The sequence below is a fragment of the Schaalia sp. JY-X169 genome (assembly GCF_014069575.1).
In the GTDB taxonomy this organism is placed as follows: domain Bacteria; phylum Actinomycetota; class Actinomycetes; order Actinomycetales; family Actinomycetaceae; genus Scrofimicrobium.
This window is the reverse complement of record NZ_CP059675.1, coordinates 861,759-879,251: the sequence shown is the minus strand read 5'-3', so window position 1 is coordinate 879,251 and position 17,493 is coordinate 861,759. Positions and strand designations below refer to the sequence as shown.

The following is a 17,493-nucleotide window of genomic DNA, read 5'->3' as shown; positions in this document are numbered from 1 at the left end:
TGTAATATAGTTACACACATCGAGTCATTAGTGAAACATTCTTACACCGAGATGGCGTGATTTGCCATCCCTCAGGAGAGGGCACCCATGGAGCTCATCGTCGAGCAAGCCGAGGCCATTAGCGAAGCAACTACGGAGTCTGTGGACCCACGTTATGCAGATCTTGACCTGCTTTCCACACAGCAAATCGTCTCCGCCATGAATCAGGCGGAAATGGAGGTTCCGCGGGCTATCGAAGCAGCAATCCCGCAGATCACCGCCGCGATCGACGCCATAGCTGCGGGCATGAACGAGGGCGGGCGGCTGTTCTATGTCGGTGCGGGAACATCCGGTCGCCTGGGCGTGTTGGATGCATCCGAGTGCCCGCCCACCTTTTCCTCGGACCCCTCGCAAGTAGTGGGAATCATTGCGGGTGGCGAGGAAGCACTTCGCAACGCGATAGAGGGCGCCGAGGACGACTACCAGGCTGGATATGAGGCTGCAAAGGAGTTCGAGCTCAGAGCCACGGACGCGGTGGTTGGGATTGCCGCGTCAGGGCGTACTCCCTATGCACTCGGAGCGGTGGCAGCCGGACGTGAGGCCGGTGCGACAACTGTGGGGATCTCAAACAACTCACCCGCTGTGCTCTCAGATGCCGTCGACTTCCCGATTGAAGTCGTCGTGGGGCCTGAAGTACTGAGCGGCTCAACCCGGCTCAAGGCCGGATCTGCGCAGAAGCAGGTCCTCAATATGATCTCTACGGCGACCATGGTGCGACTGGGGAAGACGTACGGAAACCTCATGGTGGATGTCTCGGCCTCGAACAAGAAGCTGCAGGTCCGGGCGCGGAACTTGGTCATGAGGGTGACGGGCTGTGACAAGCGGGCAGCCGAGGACGCCCTCGCACTCGCCGACGGCAGTGTCAAAGTGGCATCGGTGGCAATCTTGCGTGAAGTCTCCCCCGCGACCGCACGTGAGCTGCTTGAGGAGCACGGCGGCAACATGAGGGCGGCACTGGGAAACTAGCGCCCGCATTCCCCCTCAGCCCGCGCTGCGCTCCAGCGCTGACCTCAGCACCCGCATTCCCCCTCAGCCCGCATCGCGCACGGCTGCAGCCAGCACGGAAATGACGCCCAAGTAGTCTCGTCCGCTCCCGCGCGACATCCCGATTTCACAAGTACGGTTACTTGAAACAAACTTGGTCTCGCCCGCGCGGGACTGCGCCAGGCTGCCAACTTCGGCGCATTCCGCTCTGGTTGCCGACTCAGTGAGTTCAGGGTGGAGCATTCCGCGATCCCCAGCGAAAGCGCAGCAGCCCCAGGCGTCGGGAACATAGACCTTGCCACTAATCGACTGCATAATGTCGACCACTGCTTCAGTGCTGCCGAGGTGGGTAGATGAGCAAGTGGGATGAACAACCGCGAGAGAACCCGCGTCAAGCTTCAAGCCTCTCCCTCGAAGCACGGGCAACACGTGGTCCCGAATGAAGGCCGGACCGTCGATGACCTGCAAACCTTCCCCTTTGAGAAGCTTGATGAGGCCCTCGGTGCACGACGAGTTATCACAGACGACAGGCAACGAGCCACCACCGGTAGAAGCGTAAAGGGCGGCGACAGTGCGAGCTTGGACGTCCTCGTACCCATTGCCCATCCCTTTCGACGACCAAGGGGTCCCGCAGCACAGCGACTCTATTGAGCGTGGAATGAGGACGCGAACCCCAGCTCGCTCGCAGAGGTACTGGAAGTCATCTTGCAGTGTGTTCGCGCCACCACCTCCGGGCGCAAACATGGCGTTAAGGCAGGAGGGCATGTAGACGGCAACCGGTGATGACGGCACTTGCCCAGACTGTGGGATAACTTCACTGCTACTCGCACGCACCCCTGATCTGCTCCCATCGCTTGCTGAGCTCACATTCAAGCCTAACTCACCACTGCTCGCGCGCACTTCTGCAGCGAACCTACGTGGTGTCAGGTATCGTCTTGCACTCGCCTCACGCGACCTTCCCCCGGCTGGGAGGTCGGGTGTCCACAGCGGCATCTTGTCCTTTCCAAGAACAGCGCGGAGTGCTCGGGTGGTCCCTTCCACTGCCTTGGGTGGAAGGAGTTTTGCGGCGCTCAGGGCCAGACCCGCACCCTGGGTCACTGCGGGCCACGCCTTCGCAGCAGTTCCCCAAACGCCGCTCCATGGCTGATCCGCTTCGTCGCGGCGCTGCTTGCGGACGATATCTGCAGTGTTGATACCAAGTGGGCATGAAGTCGCGCAGAGACCGTCGACTGCACAGGTCTCGGTACCTGCATACTCGTAGGCAGACTGGAGCTGAGTTGCGAGCATGTTGTCGCCTCGCGAGCTTGCAGCCTTGATCTCTCGGAGGGCGACAATCCTGGTGCGCGGCGTTAGTGTGAGATCCTTGCTGGGGCAGATCGGTTCGCAGTAGCCGCATTCGACGCAGCGGTCGAAGAACGGATCGACCTCGGGTGTCTCCTTAAAGTGGCTAAGGTGCTGCCCAGCAGAGTCCCCGGCGATTATGACACCGGGGTTGAGGATGTTGTGGGGGTCGGCGGCTCGCTTGATGCCAACCATGATCGAGTACAACTCGGACCCATACTGTCGTTCAACGAATGGCGCCATAGCGATGCCCGTACCGTGCTCCGCTTTGAGGGAACCACCATTCCTCAACACCAAATCCACCATATCTTCGGTGAAGGTCGCGAGTCTGGTCTTTTCGGCCGGATCCTCAAAGTCTCCGGTCAGCATAAAGTGCAGGTTGCCATCCTTCGCATGCCCGAAGATGACGGCATCCTCATACCCGTGACGCGACAGGAGCTGTGCCAGTTCAGAGCAGGTTCGGGCAAGCGTGGGCACCGGGACCACAATGTCCTCAAGAAGGGCAGTCACCCCTGGGCGACGCGCTCCGGCCACGGTCGCATACAGACCTTTTCTGACTGACCAGAGCATGGCTCTGTCTTGAGGGTCAGAAGTAAATGAGGCCTTGAGACCCAGAGAAGCGCAAAGGGTAGTCGCCTCCGCGACGCGGGAAGCCATGGCTTCTGAGCTGTCCTCCTGGTACTCAACCAGCAGCGCAGCGTGATCAGTGACGTGCAATGCCGCAATAGAACCGGGGATGGTGTCGAAGGTTTGGGCGACCCGGAGCGAGGTCGAGTCCATGAGTTCGACGGCTGACGCACCACTGTCGACCAGCGCAGGAATAACCTCCGCTGCTCTGATAACGCTTGGGAAAACCCACAGTGCGGTCGCTACATCACCGCGAATCGGGAGAGTGTGGAATGTCGCCTCTGACACGAAGCCCAAGGTACCTTCGCTTCCGACCAGGAGATGACTGAAAATATCGATTGGCCTGTCGTAGTCCAGGAACGAGTTGAGACCGTAGCCCATGGTGTTCTTCATGGAAAACTGCCGCTCCACCTCTGCCTTCAGCGCAGGACTAAGACGAATCTGTTCTCGGAAACGCTCCAGAGCCTGATAGAGACTCGGCTCGAGTGCGGCAAACCGCGAGTCTTCGCCAGAGTTCGCGGTGTCGAACTGATTGCCACTAGCGAGAATGAAAGAGAGGGAGTCGATCATGCGGTAGGAGTTATGCTCTGTACCGCACGACATCCCAGACGCGTTGTTTGCGATCACGCCTCCGATAGTTGCCGCGATCTCACTGGCTGGGTCGGGCCCCATGATCCGCCCACTTCTGCGGAGGACAGCGTTGGCATGCCGAATGGTAACACCGGGTTCGACGCGGAGCCGCGTGCCACCGTCGAGTGGTGCAACACCGCGAAATCCACGCCGAGTATCCACGAGGATACCGTCGGTCACAGACTGCCCGTTCAGGCTGGTCCCGCCTGAGCGGAAGGTGATGTGGGCGCCACCAGAACGCGCGTCAGCAAACACGTCCCTAATATCGTCAAGAGTGCTTGCAACTCGGACTTCTGATGGATACTTCAAGAAGTGGGAGGCATCGTGGGCGTAGACCCTCCGATACAGCTCCGACCGGGCAGGATCATCTAAGGTGCGCCGGGCAGGATCCCCAAACCTGCGCCGGTCATGATCGCCGAAGCTCGGCCGGGCATGATCCTCCGCCGCGTTGCAAGCTGAGTTGTCAGCATCGAAGTGAGAATGCACGGACTGCCTCCTGATGAACGTCAGTGTTCCTGGGAATACGGGAAATCAGACGATCCCTATCCGTAACTATCCTACTCTCCCACATCCTTTTGTGTACTTTCATTACATACATTGTGTTTCATACCCCGAGGGTGATCTATACCCGCAGCCCACGTCCTGGCCGGCCTGGTTTGCCTGGCCGCGCCAACCGTCCCAACCGTCCCAACCGCGCCAACCGTCCCAACCTGCGCGGCTCACCGTCTGGCCCTCCTGGTCTGCCGGTTGGCTTGTCGTTTCTGGTTCTGCTCTCGGCGTCGTTGCGTGTCCTGGTTGCAGTGGCTGGGTTGTGGAATGTTTGTGTGGGGGTGGAATGTTCGCGTGGGGTACCTACCCCAAGCAAACATTTCGCCCCCACGTATACATTTGGTGGCGGTGGCGGTCATGGCGGGTAGTGTGAGGGTTTTTGTTGGCCGCCCAGGTTTTGATGGTTGCTGGGCTTAAACCAGTGGTGCCCCTGGACCGGTGTTGGTTCAGGGGCACTACATTGTTGTTGATTTGCGGGGGGGTGCTATTTTCCCGCACCCTATGGAGTGGAGTATCTTCGCCGCTACAAGGCTTAGCTTCCAGGTTCGGAATGGAACTGGGCGTTTCCCTTGTGCTATGCCCCCCGCAAAACTTGTTGTTCACACACTACCCACCCACCGGCTAGGGTTTGTAACCCTACTTTTTGTTTGTGAGTGTTTGTTGTTGGTGTGGCAACCCCGTAACTAAATCTTGTGTTACTTGGGGTTATCACATTCTTTGTGTGTGGATTATTAGTGAATTTGCATAGTGATTGCTTGCAAATCTAAATGATTGTGTGGGTTGTTTGCATATGCTCGTAACACTTTGTTTTGTGTTGTGTTTGTTTGTAGTGTCGGCCGATTAGTACCAGTTAGCTTTAGAACACCTTACGATGCTTCCACTCCTGGCCTATCTACCCCATAGTCTCTAGGGGGCCTTCACACCCACAATGTGGGTGTTGGAAACCTAATCTCAGAGATGGCTTCCCGCTTAGATGCTTTCAGCGGTTATCCAACCCGAACGTAGCCAACCAGCGGTGCCCCTGGCGGGACAACTGGTATACCAGAGGTTCGTCCATCCCGGTCCTCTCGTACTAGGGACAGATCTCTACAAGTTTCCTGCGCGCGCAGCGGATAGGGACCGAACTGTCTCACGACGTTCTAAACCCAGCTCGCGTACCGCTTTAATGGGCGAACAGCCCAACCCTTGGGAGCGACTCCACCCCCAGGATGCGACGAGCCGACATCGAGGTGCCAAACCATGCCGTCGATATGGACTCTTGGGCAGGATCAGCCTGTTATCCCCGGGGTACCTTTTATCCGTTGAGCGACCACGCTTCCACAAGCCGTGGCCGGATCACTAGTTCCGACTTTCGTCCCTGCTCGACTTGTCAGTCTCACAGTCAAGCTCCCTTTTACACTTACACTCAACACCTGGTTACCAACCAGGCTGAGGGAACCTTTGAGCGCCTCCGTTACCATTTAGGAGGCAACCGCCCCAGTTAAACTACCCACCAGGCACTGTCCCCAAACCCGATAAGGATTCAAGGTTAGATGCACATTAATATCAGAGTGGTATTTCACCAATGACTCCACCAACACTAGCGTGCCAGTATCACAGTCTCCCACCTATCCTACACAAACACTAACGAACACCAATACCAAGCTATAGTAAAGGTCCCGGGGTCTTACCGTCCTGCTGCGCGTAACGAGCATCTTTACTCGTAGTGCAATTTCACCGAGCTCGTGGTTGAGACAGTAGAGAAGTCGTTACGCCATTCGTGCAGGTCGGAACTTACCCGACAAGGAATTTCGCTACCTTAGGATGGTTATAGTTACCACCGCCGTTTACTGGGGCTTCAATTCAAAGCTTCACACACTCAAGAGCGTGTTGACCTTTCCTCTTAACCTTCCAGCACCGGGCAGGCGTCAGTGCGTATACGGCGCCTTACGGCTTAGCACGCACCTGTGTTTTTAGTAAACAGTCGCTTCTCTCTATCCTCTGCGACCCCCAAACGCTCACCACCGCAAGGATGGATCACTTCCAGGGGTCCCCCTTCTTCCGAAGTTACGGGGGTATTTTGCCGAGTTCCTTAACCACGATTCACTCGTACGCCTTAGTATGCTCTACCTAACTACCTGTGTCGGTTTAGGTACGGGCGGCTCTGACCCTCACGTCGAGGCTTTTCTTGACAAAACAGGCTCACCACTAAACCCCACAAAAGGGATTCCCATCACGCCTCACCTATCACGTTCCCGGGTTTACCTAGGAACAGGCCACACGCTTAGACACACACAACCACCGGTGTGCAGCAGCTACCACTTTGTGTCACCCCTGTTAACACGCTCACCATACCCACGCTCACCAAAACGACCAAACACAAACCTAACAAACCACCACAAAAGCGGAATGAAAAACTCGTGCCCAGCGGTAAAGACTCACTGCTAGATACAATGTTGAACGGATCAAAAGCCGGTACCAGAATATCAACTGGTTATCCATCGACTACGCCTGTCGGCCTCGCCTTAGGACCCGACTAACCCAGGGAGGATAAACCTAGCCCTGGAACCCTTAGTTATACGGCGGAGGGGATTCCCACCCCTCAAATCGCTACTCATGCCTGCATTCTCACTCCCCCACAATCCACAGCAGTTCACACTGCTGCTTCACCTCATGAGGGACGCTCCCCTACCCAACAAAACAATAAAGTCTTGATGTCACGGCTTCGGCGGTGTACTTCAGCCCCGCTACATTGTCGGCGCGGAATCACTTGACCAGTGAGCTATTACGCACTCTTTCAAGGGTGGCTGCTTCTAAGCCAACCTCCTGGTTGTCACTGCAACTCCACATCCTTTCCCACTCAGTACACACTTAGGGGCCTTAACCGGTGATCTGGGCTGTTTCCCTTTCGACTACGAAGCTTATCCCCCGCAGTCTCACTGCCGCGCTAACACTAATGGCATTCGGAGTTTAGCTGATCTCAGTAACCCACAGGGCCCATTAACCAACCAGTGCTCTACCACCACCAGGCAACACACGACGCTGCACCTAAATGCATTTCGGGGAGAACCAGCTATCACGGAGTTTGATTAGCCTTTCACCCCTACCCACAGCTCATCCCCCCAGTTTTCAACCTAGGTGGGTTCGGTCCTCCACAGCGTCTTACCACTGCTTCAACCTGGCCATGGGTAGATCACTCCGCTTCGGGTCTAGAACACGCGACCAAAAAACGCCCTATTCAGACTCGCTTTCGCTACGCCTACCCCACAACGGGTTAAGCAAGCCACATGCCACTAACTCGCAGGCTCATTCTTCAAAAGGCACGCCATCACCCCCACACCCAAAGGCACATAAGGCTCTGACGGCTTAAAGGCATCCGGTTTCAGGAACTATTTCACTCCCCTCCCGGGGTACTTTTCACCATTCCCTCACGGTACTATTCACTATCGGTTATCAAGAAGTATTCAGGCTTACCAAGTGGTCTTGGCAGATTCACACAGGATTTCACGAGCCCCGCGCTACTCGGGCACCAAACCAAACCAATGCACACATGAACCATCTACGCGACTATCACGCTCTCCGGTCAACCATCCCAGGTTGTTCAACTCCACGCACACACCAGCCACACCCCCCAGCGAAGGAATGTGTATCATGTCTGGCCCCACAACACCGCATGCGCAACCCTCGCTGGGTATCACACACACACGGTTTAGCCATCATCCGCTTTCGCTCGCCACTACTAACGGAATATCTCTTCCTATGGGTACTAAGATGTTTCACTTCCCCACGTTCCTCCCATACTGGCTACTTAACTCACCAGCAGGTAACACCCCATTACAGGTGCTGGGTTCCCCCATTCAGAAATCCCCGGATCAACACTTGCTCGTCAACTCCCCGAGGCATATCGCAGACCGCCACGTCTTTCATCAGCTCTTGATACCAAGGCATCCACCGAACGCCCACAAAAACTACAAAAACAAACACACAAATGAACCAACCCCAAACACACCAACCAACAAAGGAAAATGCGTCTGAAGTCTAAAAATCACTCAAACAAAACAAAATCACACAAAAATAAAGATGCAAACAACCACTATACAATTCACCAACAACCCACACCCAACACACCAAACAAGCCCCAAAAGGCCAGCCAGCAGTGTTGAACGTAAACCCGATAGTGTGCCCCAACCACAATCAAAAGACCATGACCAGAAAATGTTTGCCACCCCAACAAAGAAGTGAAAAGAATACCCAACCAACCAAAAATGTTGGCCCGCATCACAAGCCACCGCGGCCCATAATGACTAACAAAACAAAACCCCCACAACAAACCCACCAAACAAACACACCCAACATGAGTGCGCCAGCAGGCCAGTGAGGCTCCTTAGAAAGGAGGTGATCCAGCCACACCTTCCGGTACGGCTACCTTGTTACGACTTCGTCCCAATCGCCAATCCCACCTTCGCACGCTCCCCCCAAAAAGGTTAGGCCACGCGCTTCGGGTGTTACCAACTTTCATGACGTGACGGGCGGTGTGTACAAGGCCCGAGAACGTATTCACCGCAGCGTTGCTGATCTGCGATTACTAGCGACTCCACCTTCACGAAGTCGAGTTGCAGACTTCGATCCGAACTGAGACCGGCTTTAAGGGATCCGCTCCACCTCACGATATCGCTTCCCTCTGTACCGGCCATTGTAGCATGCGTGAAGCCCAAGACATAAGGGGCATGATGATTTGACGTCATCCCCACCTTCCTCCGAGTTAACCCCGGCAGTCTCCCATGAGTCCCCACCATAACGTGCTGGCAACATAGGACAAGGGTTGCGCTCGTTGCGGGACTTAACCCAACATCTCACGACACGAGCTGACGACAACCATGCACCACCTGTACACCAGTATCAAAGAGACCACCATCTCTGGCAGCTTCCGGTGTATGTCAAGCCTTGGTAAGGTTCTTCGCGTTGCCTCGAATTAATCCGCATGCTCCGCCGCTTGTGCGGGCCCCCGTCAATTCCTTTGAGTTTTAGCCTTGCGGCCGTACTCCCCAGGCGGGGAACTTAATGCGTTAGCGCCGGCGCAGAACCCATGACAGGCCCCACACCTAGTTCCCAACGTTTACAGCGTGGACTACCAGGGTATCTAATCCTGTTCGCTCCCCACGCTTTCGCTCCTCAGCGTCAGTAATGGCCCAGAGACCCGCCTTCGCCACCGGTGTTCCTCCTGATATCTGCGCATTCCACCGCTACACCAGGAATTCCAGTCTCCCCTACCACACTCAAGCCTGCCCGTACCCACCGCACTACCACAGTTAAGCTGCGGAATTTCACGGCAGACGCGACAAGCCACCTACAAGCCCTTTACGCCCAATAAATCCGGACAACGCTCGCTCCCTACGTATTACCGCGGCTGCTGGCACGTAGTTAGCCGGAGCTTCTTTACCTCATACCCTCAACAACACCAAAATGCTGCCTTGGTCAAAAGCGAAAAAGGTTTACAACCCGAAGGCCTTCATCCCTCACGCGGCGTCGCTGCATCAGACTTCCGTCCATTGTGCAATATTCCCCACTGCTGCCTCCCGTAGGAGTCTGGGCCGTATCTCAGTCCCAATGTGACCGGTCACCCTCTCAGGCCGGTTACCCGTCAAAGCCTTGGTAAGCCATTACCCCACCAACAAGCTGATAAGCCGCGAGCCCATCCCCCACCAGAAAAACCTTTCCAACCAAAACCATGCGATTCCAGCAGAATAATCAGTATTAGACACCCTTTCAGGTGCTTATCCCAAAGAAGGGGGCAGGTTACTCACGTGTTACTCACCCGTTCGCCACTAACCACTCAGTGCAAGCACCAAGCAATCCGTTCGACTTGCATGTGTTAAGCACGCCGCCAGCGTTCGTCCTGAGCCAGGATCAAACTCTCCAACAAAAAAATGCCAGAAAAAAACAACCAAAAAGGCTGCAATCCCAACCAAAAAAACACCAACAAAAACAATTTATTGAGTACACTCAAACAAACAAAAACACACTATCAAGTTCACAAACAACACCCCATTTAGCAATAACTGCTGGGCGTTTCGCCGTTCTCGGTTCATTCCCTCGTGGGCTTTCCCCGTAACTTCCGGCGAGAGACAACATTACCGAAAACCCCCCACCCCGTCTAGTCCCGTCCGTATGACGGGCACCACACCGTTTGAAACACCTTCTGACCTGGGTGTTTAGAGGCGGTCCGAATGACTACCATGCTCCGTGTTCGGGCGTGTCCTAGGGCTAGAATCCGCCCTCGTCCTTCGCGGAGCAGGTCGTTAATCGACATTCTGTTACCGACGTCTCTTCTAATGGTGCAAGCCGACGCGGGCTTGACTGACCCGGCGCAGGGTGGAGCGAACCGGGGTTGCCATATAGAGGCCGAACGAGACTCCTGCGGCCAACGCAACCGCCGTGATCGCAGCGATGACCAAGGCGTTCCCACCAATGACGAGGCCATCGAACGCGCCCTCGGCCTGAACGATGCCCAAAAGTCCCCTGAATATTGCGACTCCGGGAACCAACGGGATGATGGCCGCTGTGGTCACGGCGATGGCGGGGATGTGCAGTCTCTGCGCAGCGACCCCGCCAACAAACGATGAGGTCAGCGCCCCCACTCCACTCGCTGTCGCCATATCCAAACCGAACGCCGTGGCAATCGCGAAGCCAACCATTGTCACGGCGCCAAGGATCCCGCTGACAAGAATCGTCTTGAGCCGCCCGCCGTTTGTCAGCGCTGCAGCAGCGGAAACCACCGCGGCGCCAACCAGCTGCTGAGGAACCGAACCAAATGGCAATGCAGTCGGAAGGAGAGGGACAACCGTCCCCATCACGACCCCAAGTTGCAGACCCAGCAAGATGCCGATGACAACACCTAGCGTCCGCATCATCACGTCAAGAATGCGCCCGCTCGCTGTGACCGCAAACCCGTCGATTGCATCCTGGGTTGCACCCACTGCCGACATTCCTGCCAGCATCATCATGATTCCCGACGCCACAATGATTGATGGCCTAACGTCGGTGAACATCTCAACCCCTAGGTCACCGGCCGCAGTAACGCCAACAGCCACCAGTGTTACTACAAACCCTCCGGCGACCTGGTTGAAGAACAACGGCAATCCCGTCCTCGCCAGCGTTGCCTGCACAATCGCAGCCATTAGTGCAGCAACGAACGTTACCGCCATGACCACCGCGGATGCGCCGAACATGACGCTCACGCCCATGGCAAGCAACGCTGAGGCGGCTACGACGGCGCCCGATCTATAGGGGAACCTGGTGCGGCGGATTCTGCGCAATCGCGCCCTGGCAAGACCGAGGTCGAGGCCGCCCTCGATCCGATACAGCAACTCCTGCAGAGCCTGCAGCTTCGAATGATCCGGTGCATCCCATTTGACGACCCGCATGACCGTCGCCGGCCACTCGTCCTCGCCCTGTTGGAAGGACACTGACAGGGAGTTGTATGTGACGACAACGTGTACGTCCGTCAAACCGTACGCGCGAGCAGCCCGCGTTGACGCCACCGTCACTTCATGTGCTGAAGCGCCCACGGACAGCATTGCATCCCCGAGTCGGGTTGCGAGGTCGAGGACGTGCAGGATGACGCGCTCATGCTCTTGCGCAGTAATGAGCACATCATCTGGCTCATCCGACGTATCGTCGGGCGAGCCATTGCGGAGGAGTCGCCACCACAGTGACCCGACTGCTCGACTGACAGACTCAAACATGGCGGCCTTCTTCGCGTAGCAGTGACCTACTTGGGAAGCCGCGGGTGCCGTATGCGGCCGAGGTCCGAAAACCTAGCCGTCAACACGCCCAGCGGCCAAGGTTTTTCTGCCCTTCCGGAGCAGCACCACACCGCCGGCCAGCAGATCCTCATCCGACAGGACTCGGTCTGGGTCGGTGACCTTGACGTTGTTGATTGACAGACCATTCCCCTTGACCGTGCGCAGGGCGGCCTGGCGACCACTCTCTAGACCGGAGCCAAGCAGAGCATCGAGAACCGTGGTTTCGCCGGGAACAACCGTCGTCTGGGGAAGATCTTGGATCGCGGAGGCCAGGGTAGCCGCGTCAACCTCCCACAGATCACCACGCCCCCAAAGCGCATCTGTTGCCGCCATGACACGTGTCAGTTCATCTTCGCCGTGAACAAAGCGTGTTACCTCAGCCGCGAGGGCCTTCTGTGCAGCGCGCGCGTGAGGCTGCTCCTCAGTCGCGACTTCCAGCGCCTCAATCTCTTCGCGCGGCAGGAAAGTGAATGCCTTGAGCATTCGCACGACGTCCTCATCCGCAGTCTGTAGCCAGAACTGGTAGAAGTCGTACGGGCTCATCATCTTCGGGTCGAGCCAGATCGCCCCGCCCTCAGACTTACCGAACTTGGTTCCATCCGCCTTCGTGATGACCGGTGTGGTCAGGACATGAACATTCTTGCCCTCTACCTTGCGGATCAGCTCCATCCCGCCAATCAGGTTGCCCCACTGGTCATTGCCCCCGGTTTGCAGCGTGCAGCCGTAGCGGCGCAACAACTGAAGGAAGTCGTTGGCCTGAAGAATCTGGTAAGAAAACTCCGTGTACGAAATCCCCTCATCCGATTTGAGCCTGCGTGCAACCACATCTTTGGAGAGCATCGTTCCCAAACGGAAGTACTTGCCAATGTCACGCAGAAGACCAATTGCCGACACGTCAGCAGTCCAGTCCAAGTTGTTGACCATCCGAGCCGGGTTTTCCTCAGTATCAAAGTCGAGGAACCGCTCAATCTGACTGCGGAGGCGGCTTGCCCACTCTTCCACCACTTCGGTGTCATTCATGGATCTTTCCCCAACATCGCGGGGGTCACCGATCAATCCGGTAGCCCCTCCGACGAGGGCGAGTGGCCTGTGCCCAGCATTCTGCAGGTGCCGCATCAAGATCAGCTGCACCAGGTGACCGTGGTGTAAGGAGGGTGCGGTTGGGTCGAAACCACAATAGAAAGTGACAGGACCGTCCTCGAACGCCGCGGACAAACTCTCTTCGTCCGTGTGTTGTGCAACCAGTCCGCGCCAGCGGAGTTCTTCGATGAGGTCGCTCACCGTATCTCCTTCATATCTGTCAATTCATTAGGTGCGCCAAGACGGCACCTATTCCCGCACGCTCAGATTACGTCGGCGCACATTCGTAGACAAAGTTGCCCCGGTCAAGGTGGCCTAACTCTCGCACCACCTCGCGGCCGCGACGGTTTGCTCCCGTAGCTCCCCAATCTGTTCACGCACCCGCACCGGAGCAGTTCCGCCAGCCCCACTGCGGGCACGCACTGAACCAGCAGTCGTGAGAACCCCGAGGACGTCGGGGCTCAAATGTGGGTCAATGTTCGGCAAATCGTCTTCTGTCAGGTCGCCAAGCTCAATCTGCCTATCCTCACAGTAAGTAACAGCCGCCCCCGCAACCTCATGCGCAACCCGGAACGGAACACCTTCGCGAACCAGCCATTCCGCGATGTCGGTCGCAAGCGAGAAACCCTGCGGCGCCTCTTCCTCCATGCGCGCATAGTTGAGTTTCATGGTTGCGATCATTCCGAAAAATGCGGGAAGCAACGCATCAAGAGTGTCGATCTGATCAAAAAGTGGCTCCTTATCCTCCTGTAGGTCCCGGTTGTACGCCAACGGCAACCCCTTCAAGGTTGCGAGCAACCCGGTCAGGTCGCCGATCATCCGCCCAGCCTTGCCGCGCGCCAACTCTGCAATATCCGGGTTCTTCTTCTGCGGCATGATCGAAGAGCCAGTGGAGTACGCGTCATCAAGACGAACGTAACCGAACTCATGGGTGTTCCAGATAATGATCTCTTCAGAGATGCGGCTGAGGTTTATCCCGATCATCGCAAATACAAAGGCAAGCTCGGCCATCACATCGCGCGAGGCCGTCGCGTCAATTGAGTTGTTCTCAACCCTGTCGAACCCCAACTGTCCTGCAATCTGCTGCGCATCCAGCCCAAGGGTGTTTCCCGCCAGAGCACCAGCACCATACGGCGAAGCAGCAGCCCTCTTATCCCAGTCCTCTAAGCGCTGCACATCCCGCACTAGCGGCCACGTATGCGCAAGCAGTTGGTGCGCCACAAGAACCGGTTGCGCGTGCTGCATGTGGGTACGCCCTGGCATGATTGCATCCCCCGCGGCCTGGGCTTGCTCAATCAGGGCGTCAACAAGGGAGAGCGTCAAAGCCCCGATATGGCGCGCCTGGCGCCGCAGGTAACGCCGGGTTAGCGCCGCAATCTGGTCGTTGCGGGAACGCCCGGCGCGTAGCCGCCCGCCAAGCTCAGCCCCCGCGCGCTCCATAAGTCCACGTTCGAGGGCGGTATGCACGTCCTCGTCCTCAATTGTCGGAAGGAAGTCCCCCGCCAACACGTCGTCAAGCAGCACGTCAAGCGCGGCCAGCATGTCACGCAACTGCGTTTCGGTAAGGAGCCCCACCTCAGCAAGGGCGCGCGCATGTGCCTTGGACCCCGCGATGTCGTCCGAGGCGAGGCGCCAGTCGAAGTGGGTCGAGAGGCTGAGCCGCGCCAGCTCCGGAGAAGGACCTGAGCGGAACCGGCCCCCCCACAACGATGCGGACTCGGTCGCGCCATCACTCTTAGTTTTCTGTTCGTCAGCCATGTCTCAATCATGCCTTTTCGAAACGCATCGCGCATTCAAGTCCGCCCCTATCTGTGGATAACACCGCATCCGCCGTACGGGGGACGGCCGACCTGGGTATCCTCGTAGGTAGCCTGAGAAAGTCGAGTTCGAATGAACAACGAAACCACCACAGATGCTGCGCGAGGGACCTTCAGGATCAATGTGGAGGATGAAGTTTCCCCCCTCAAGACCGTCATAGTTCACAGACCGGGGCGGGAGATGGAGAGGCTGACACCGCCGAACCACGACCACCTGCTGTTTGATGACCTGTTGTCACCAGGGCGCGCAAGAGAAGAGCACGAATACTTCGTAACGCAGATGCAAGACCAGGGCGTAGTCGCGCTGGAGTTCATGGATTTGTTCGAGGAGACGCTCAAGAACCCGGAGGCCAAGGAGTTCGTCCTCGAGCACACCATCAACTACAAGCGGCTTGGCCCCCTGCTTTCGCCCTCGTTGAAAAGCTGGGCAGACTCCCTCACGCCCGAACAAACGGCACACCTCTGCGTGGAGGGAATCACCAAGTCCGAGTGGGAGAAAATCGCTGAAGTTCCCTCCTTGGTCGCGCAGACTTTGAACGAGGACGACTTCCTCATCGGCCCTCTCCCCAACCACCTCTTCACCCGCGACGCATCGGTGTGGATGTACGGCGGAGTGGCGGTCAACTCGATGAGCCGCGAGGTGCGGCGACGCGAATCTCTGCACTACAGCGCCATCTACCAGTACCATCCCGGATTCAAAGATGCAGACTTCGACATTTGGACCACCGGGATGTCAGGCGCGCACCGCTCAGCCGAGGGCGGCGATATTCTCATCCTCGGCGGTGGCGCGTTGGCCGTGGGGGTCTCTGAAAGGACTACCCCCCAGGGTGTGGAACGACTTGCAGAGCGCCTCTTCCACGCCGGTAAGGCCACCCGGGTCCTCGCCGTGATGCTGCCGGAACGGCGCGAGTTCATGCACCTCGACACAGTTTTGACCCAGGTTGACCGGGATAAGTTCGTCATCTATCCGGAAGTGATCGGGTCACCCTGTGTACTACTCGAATGGGATGCAGATGACGAACGCATTGTCGTCCGCGCAATGCCCGAGGACGTCCCCAAAGCACTGGAAGCAACTCTGGAGCGGCCACTCCAGTTCATCTGGCCCGACGCTACCGCCGCAGAACTGTCCCGCGAACAGTGGAACGATGGCTTCAACATGTTGGCGCTGGCGCCCGGCAAGGTCATCGCATACTCAAGAACCCCCCGATCGAATAAGGCGATGCGTAACGCTGGCATCGACGTCATCGAAATCGAGGGGTCTGAGTTGGGTCGAGGACGCGGCGGCCCACGGTGTATGTCCTGCCCCGTGGAACGTGCGAACTCCTAGATCGTTACTCCCCGCCCGTACTTGGCATCACGGGCTGCAGCGAGCTTTGAAGTCATCCCGAAGATCTCAATGAACCCACGCGCGTTGGTCTGATCGTAAGTATCGCCCGTCTCATACGTTGCAAGGTTGAAGTCGTACAGGGAGGTATCCGAACGCCTCCCCGTCACCGTCGCCCGACCGCCATGCAATGTCATGCGGATGTCGCCTGACACGTATGTCTGCGTATCGTCAATGAACGCATCCAGTGAACGCTTCAGCGGGCTGAACCACTGGCCGTCATAAACCAGTTCCGACCAGCGCTCATCAACACGTGACTTGAAACGGGCCTGCTCGCGTTCGATCGTTACGTTCTCCAGCTCCTTGTGGGCTGTGATGAGGGCGATGGCACCCGGCGCCTCATAGATCTCCCTGGACTTGATACCGACCAAACGATCTTCAACAATGTCGATACGCCCGATCCCCTGGGCCCCCGCACGCCTGTTCATCTCTTGAATGGCCTGCAGTGGCGTCACGGGACGGCCGTCGATCGCAACGGGAACACCCTGGTCAAACGTGATTACGACCTCGTCCGGAAGCGGCGGGTAGGTCGGGTCATCCGTGTAGTTGTAGACGTCCTTAGTGGGGGCATTCCAGATGTCTTCAAGGAACCCTGTCTCAATTGCGCGTCCCCAAACATTTTGGTCAATGGAGAAGGGGTTGTTCTTGGTTGTTTCAATCGGCAGGTCATGCTTGACCGCGTAGTCGATCGCCACGTCACGTGTGAGGGCGAGGTCGCGAACTGGTGCCAGACACGTCAGGTCGGGGCCCACCGAAGTAATGGCGACCTCAAACCGCACCTGATCATTGCCTTTGCCCGTGCAACCGTGCGCGACGGTGTGCGCGCCAAACTGGCGGGCAGCCTTCACCAGGTGCTTGGAAATAAGAGGACGGGAAATTGCGGACACCAGCGGGTACTGGTCCATGTAAAGGCTGTTCGCCTTGAGTGCCGGCATGCAGTACTCTTCGGCGAACTCGTCCTTAGCGTCAGCGACGTAGGCTTCGACGGCGCCACAATCGAGTGCGCGCTGGCGGATCACCTCGAGGTCTTCACCGCCCTGCCCCACGTCAACAGCCACTGCGACGACCTCGGCCCCAGTCTGTTCACCAATCCACCCGATTGCCACCGAGGTGTCCAAACCACCCGAGTACGCAAGAACAACCCGGTCATTTGTCTGGCTCATTGCCGCTACCTTTCACGCCCTTTTTGGGGACTTCCTGTTTCATGTCTTCACCCGGTGCAGTCACTCGGGATCTTTGTCTTCTCTTTGTCTGAAGT

7 protein-coding genes and 3 rRNA genes are annotated in these 17,493 nt (G+C 57.3%); 2 read left to right on the top strand and 8 right to left on the bottom strand.

Annotated elements, in window-relative coordinates:
- The first annotated feature begins 87 nt into the window (after positions 1–87).
- Positions 88–1,005, top strand: coding sequence for an N-acetylmuramic acid 6-phosphate etherase (gene murQ, locus H2O65_RS03835; protein ID WP_182142336.1), 918 nt, complete (start codon positions 88–90; stop codon positions 1,003–1,005).
- A gap of 63 nt (positions 1,006–1,068) precedes the next feature.
- On the opposite strand, the gene H2O65_RS03830 is transcribed toward murQ, so the two are convergent.
- The 7 genes from H2O65_RS03830 to argH all read right to left on the bottom strand — a co-directional run bounded on the left by H2O65_RS03830 (position 1,069) and on the right by argH (position 14,792).
- Positions 1,069–4,107, bottom strand: coding sequence for an FAD-binding and (Fe-S)-binding domain-containing protein (locus H2O65_RS03830; RefSeq protein ID WP_182142335.1), 3,039 nt, complete (start codon positions 4,105–4,107; stop codon positions 1,069–1,071).
- A 534-nt stretch (positions 4,108–4,641) separates the two neighbouring features.
- Positions 4,642–4,758: ribosomal RNA gene (rrf, locus tag H2O65_RS03825) — 5S ribosomal RNA — on the bottom strand.
- Positions 4,759–4,991: 233 nt separating this feature from the next.
- Positions 4,992–8,124 (bottom strand): 23S ribosomal RNA (locus H2O65_RS03820).
- Between the two features lie 413 nt (positions 8,125–8,537).
- A 16S ribosomal RNA gene (locus tag H2O65_RS03815) occupies positions 8,538–10,072 on the bottom strand.
- The 16S, 23S and 5S rRNA genes sit together here, the layout of an rRNA operon.
- A 406-nt stretch (positions 10,073–10,478) precedes the next feature.
- Positions 10,479–11,894 (bottom strand): threonine/serine exporter ThrE family protein, encoded by a 1,416-nt coding sequence (locus H2O65_RS03810; protein WP_182142333.1) that lies wholly within the window; start codon positions 11,892–11,894, stop codon positions 10,479–10,481.
- A 72-nt stretch (positions 11,895–11,966) separates the two neighbouring features.
- Complete coding sequence (gene tyrS / locus H2O65_RS03805; RefSeq protein WP_182142331.1) at positions 11,967–13,235, bottom strand: tyrosine--tRNA ligase; 1,269 nt, start codon at positions 13,233–13,235, stop codon at positions 11,967–11,969.
- A gap of 114 nt (positions 13,236–13,349) precedes the next feature.
- Positions 13,350–14,792, bottom strand: a complete 1,443-nt coding sequence (argH, locus tag H2O65_RS03800) for an argininosuccinate lyase (protein WP_182142329.1) — start codon at positions 14,790–14,792, stop codon at positions 13,350–13,352.
- Positions 14,793–14,924: 132 nt separating this feature from the next.
- On the opposite strand from argH, the gene H2O65_RS03795 reads away from it, so the two are divergent.
- Positions 14,925–16,178, top strand: coding sequence for an arginine deiminase (locus tag H2O65_RS03795; protein WP_182142327.1), 1,254 nt, complete (start codon positions 14,925–14,927; stop codon positions 16,176–16,178).
- On the opposite strand, the gene H2O65_RS03790 is transcribed toward H2O65_RS03795, so the two are convergent.
- Positions 16,175–17,398, bottom strand: a complete 1,224-nt coding sequence (locus H2O65_RS03790; protein ID WP_182142326.1) for an argininosuccinate synthase — start codon at positions 17,396–17,398, stop codon at positions 16,175–16,177. The genes H2O65_RS03795 and H2O65_RS03790 overlap by 4 nt on opposite strands.
- Between the last annotated feature and the right edge of the window lie 95 nt (positions 17,399–17,493).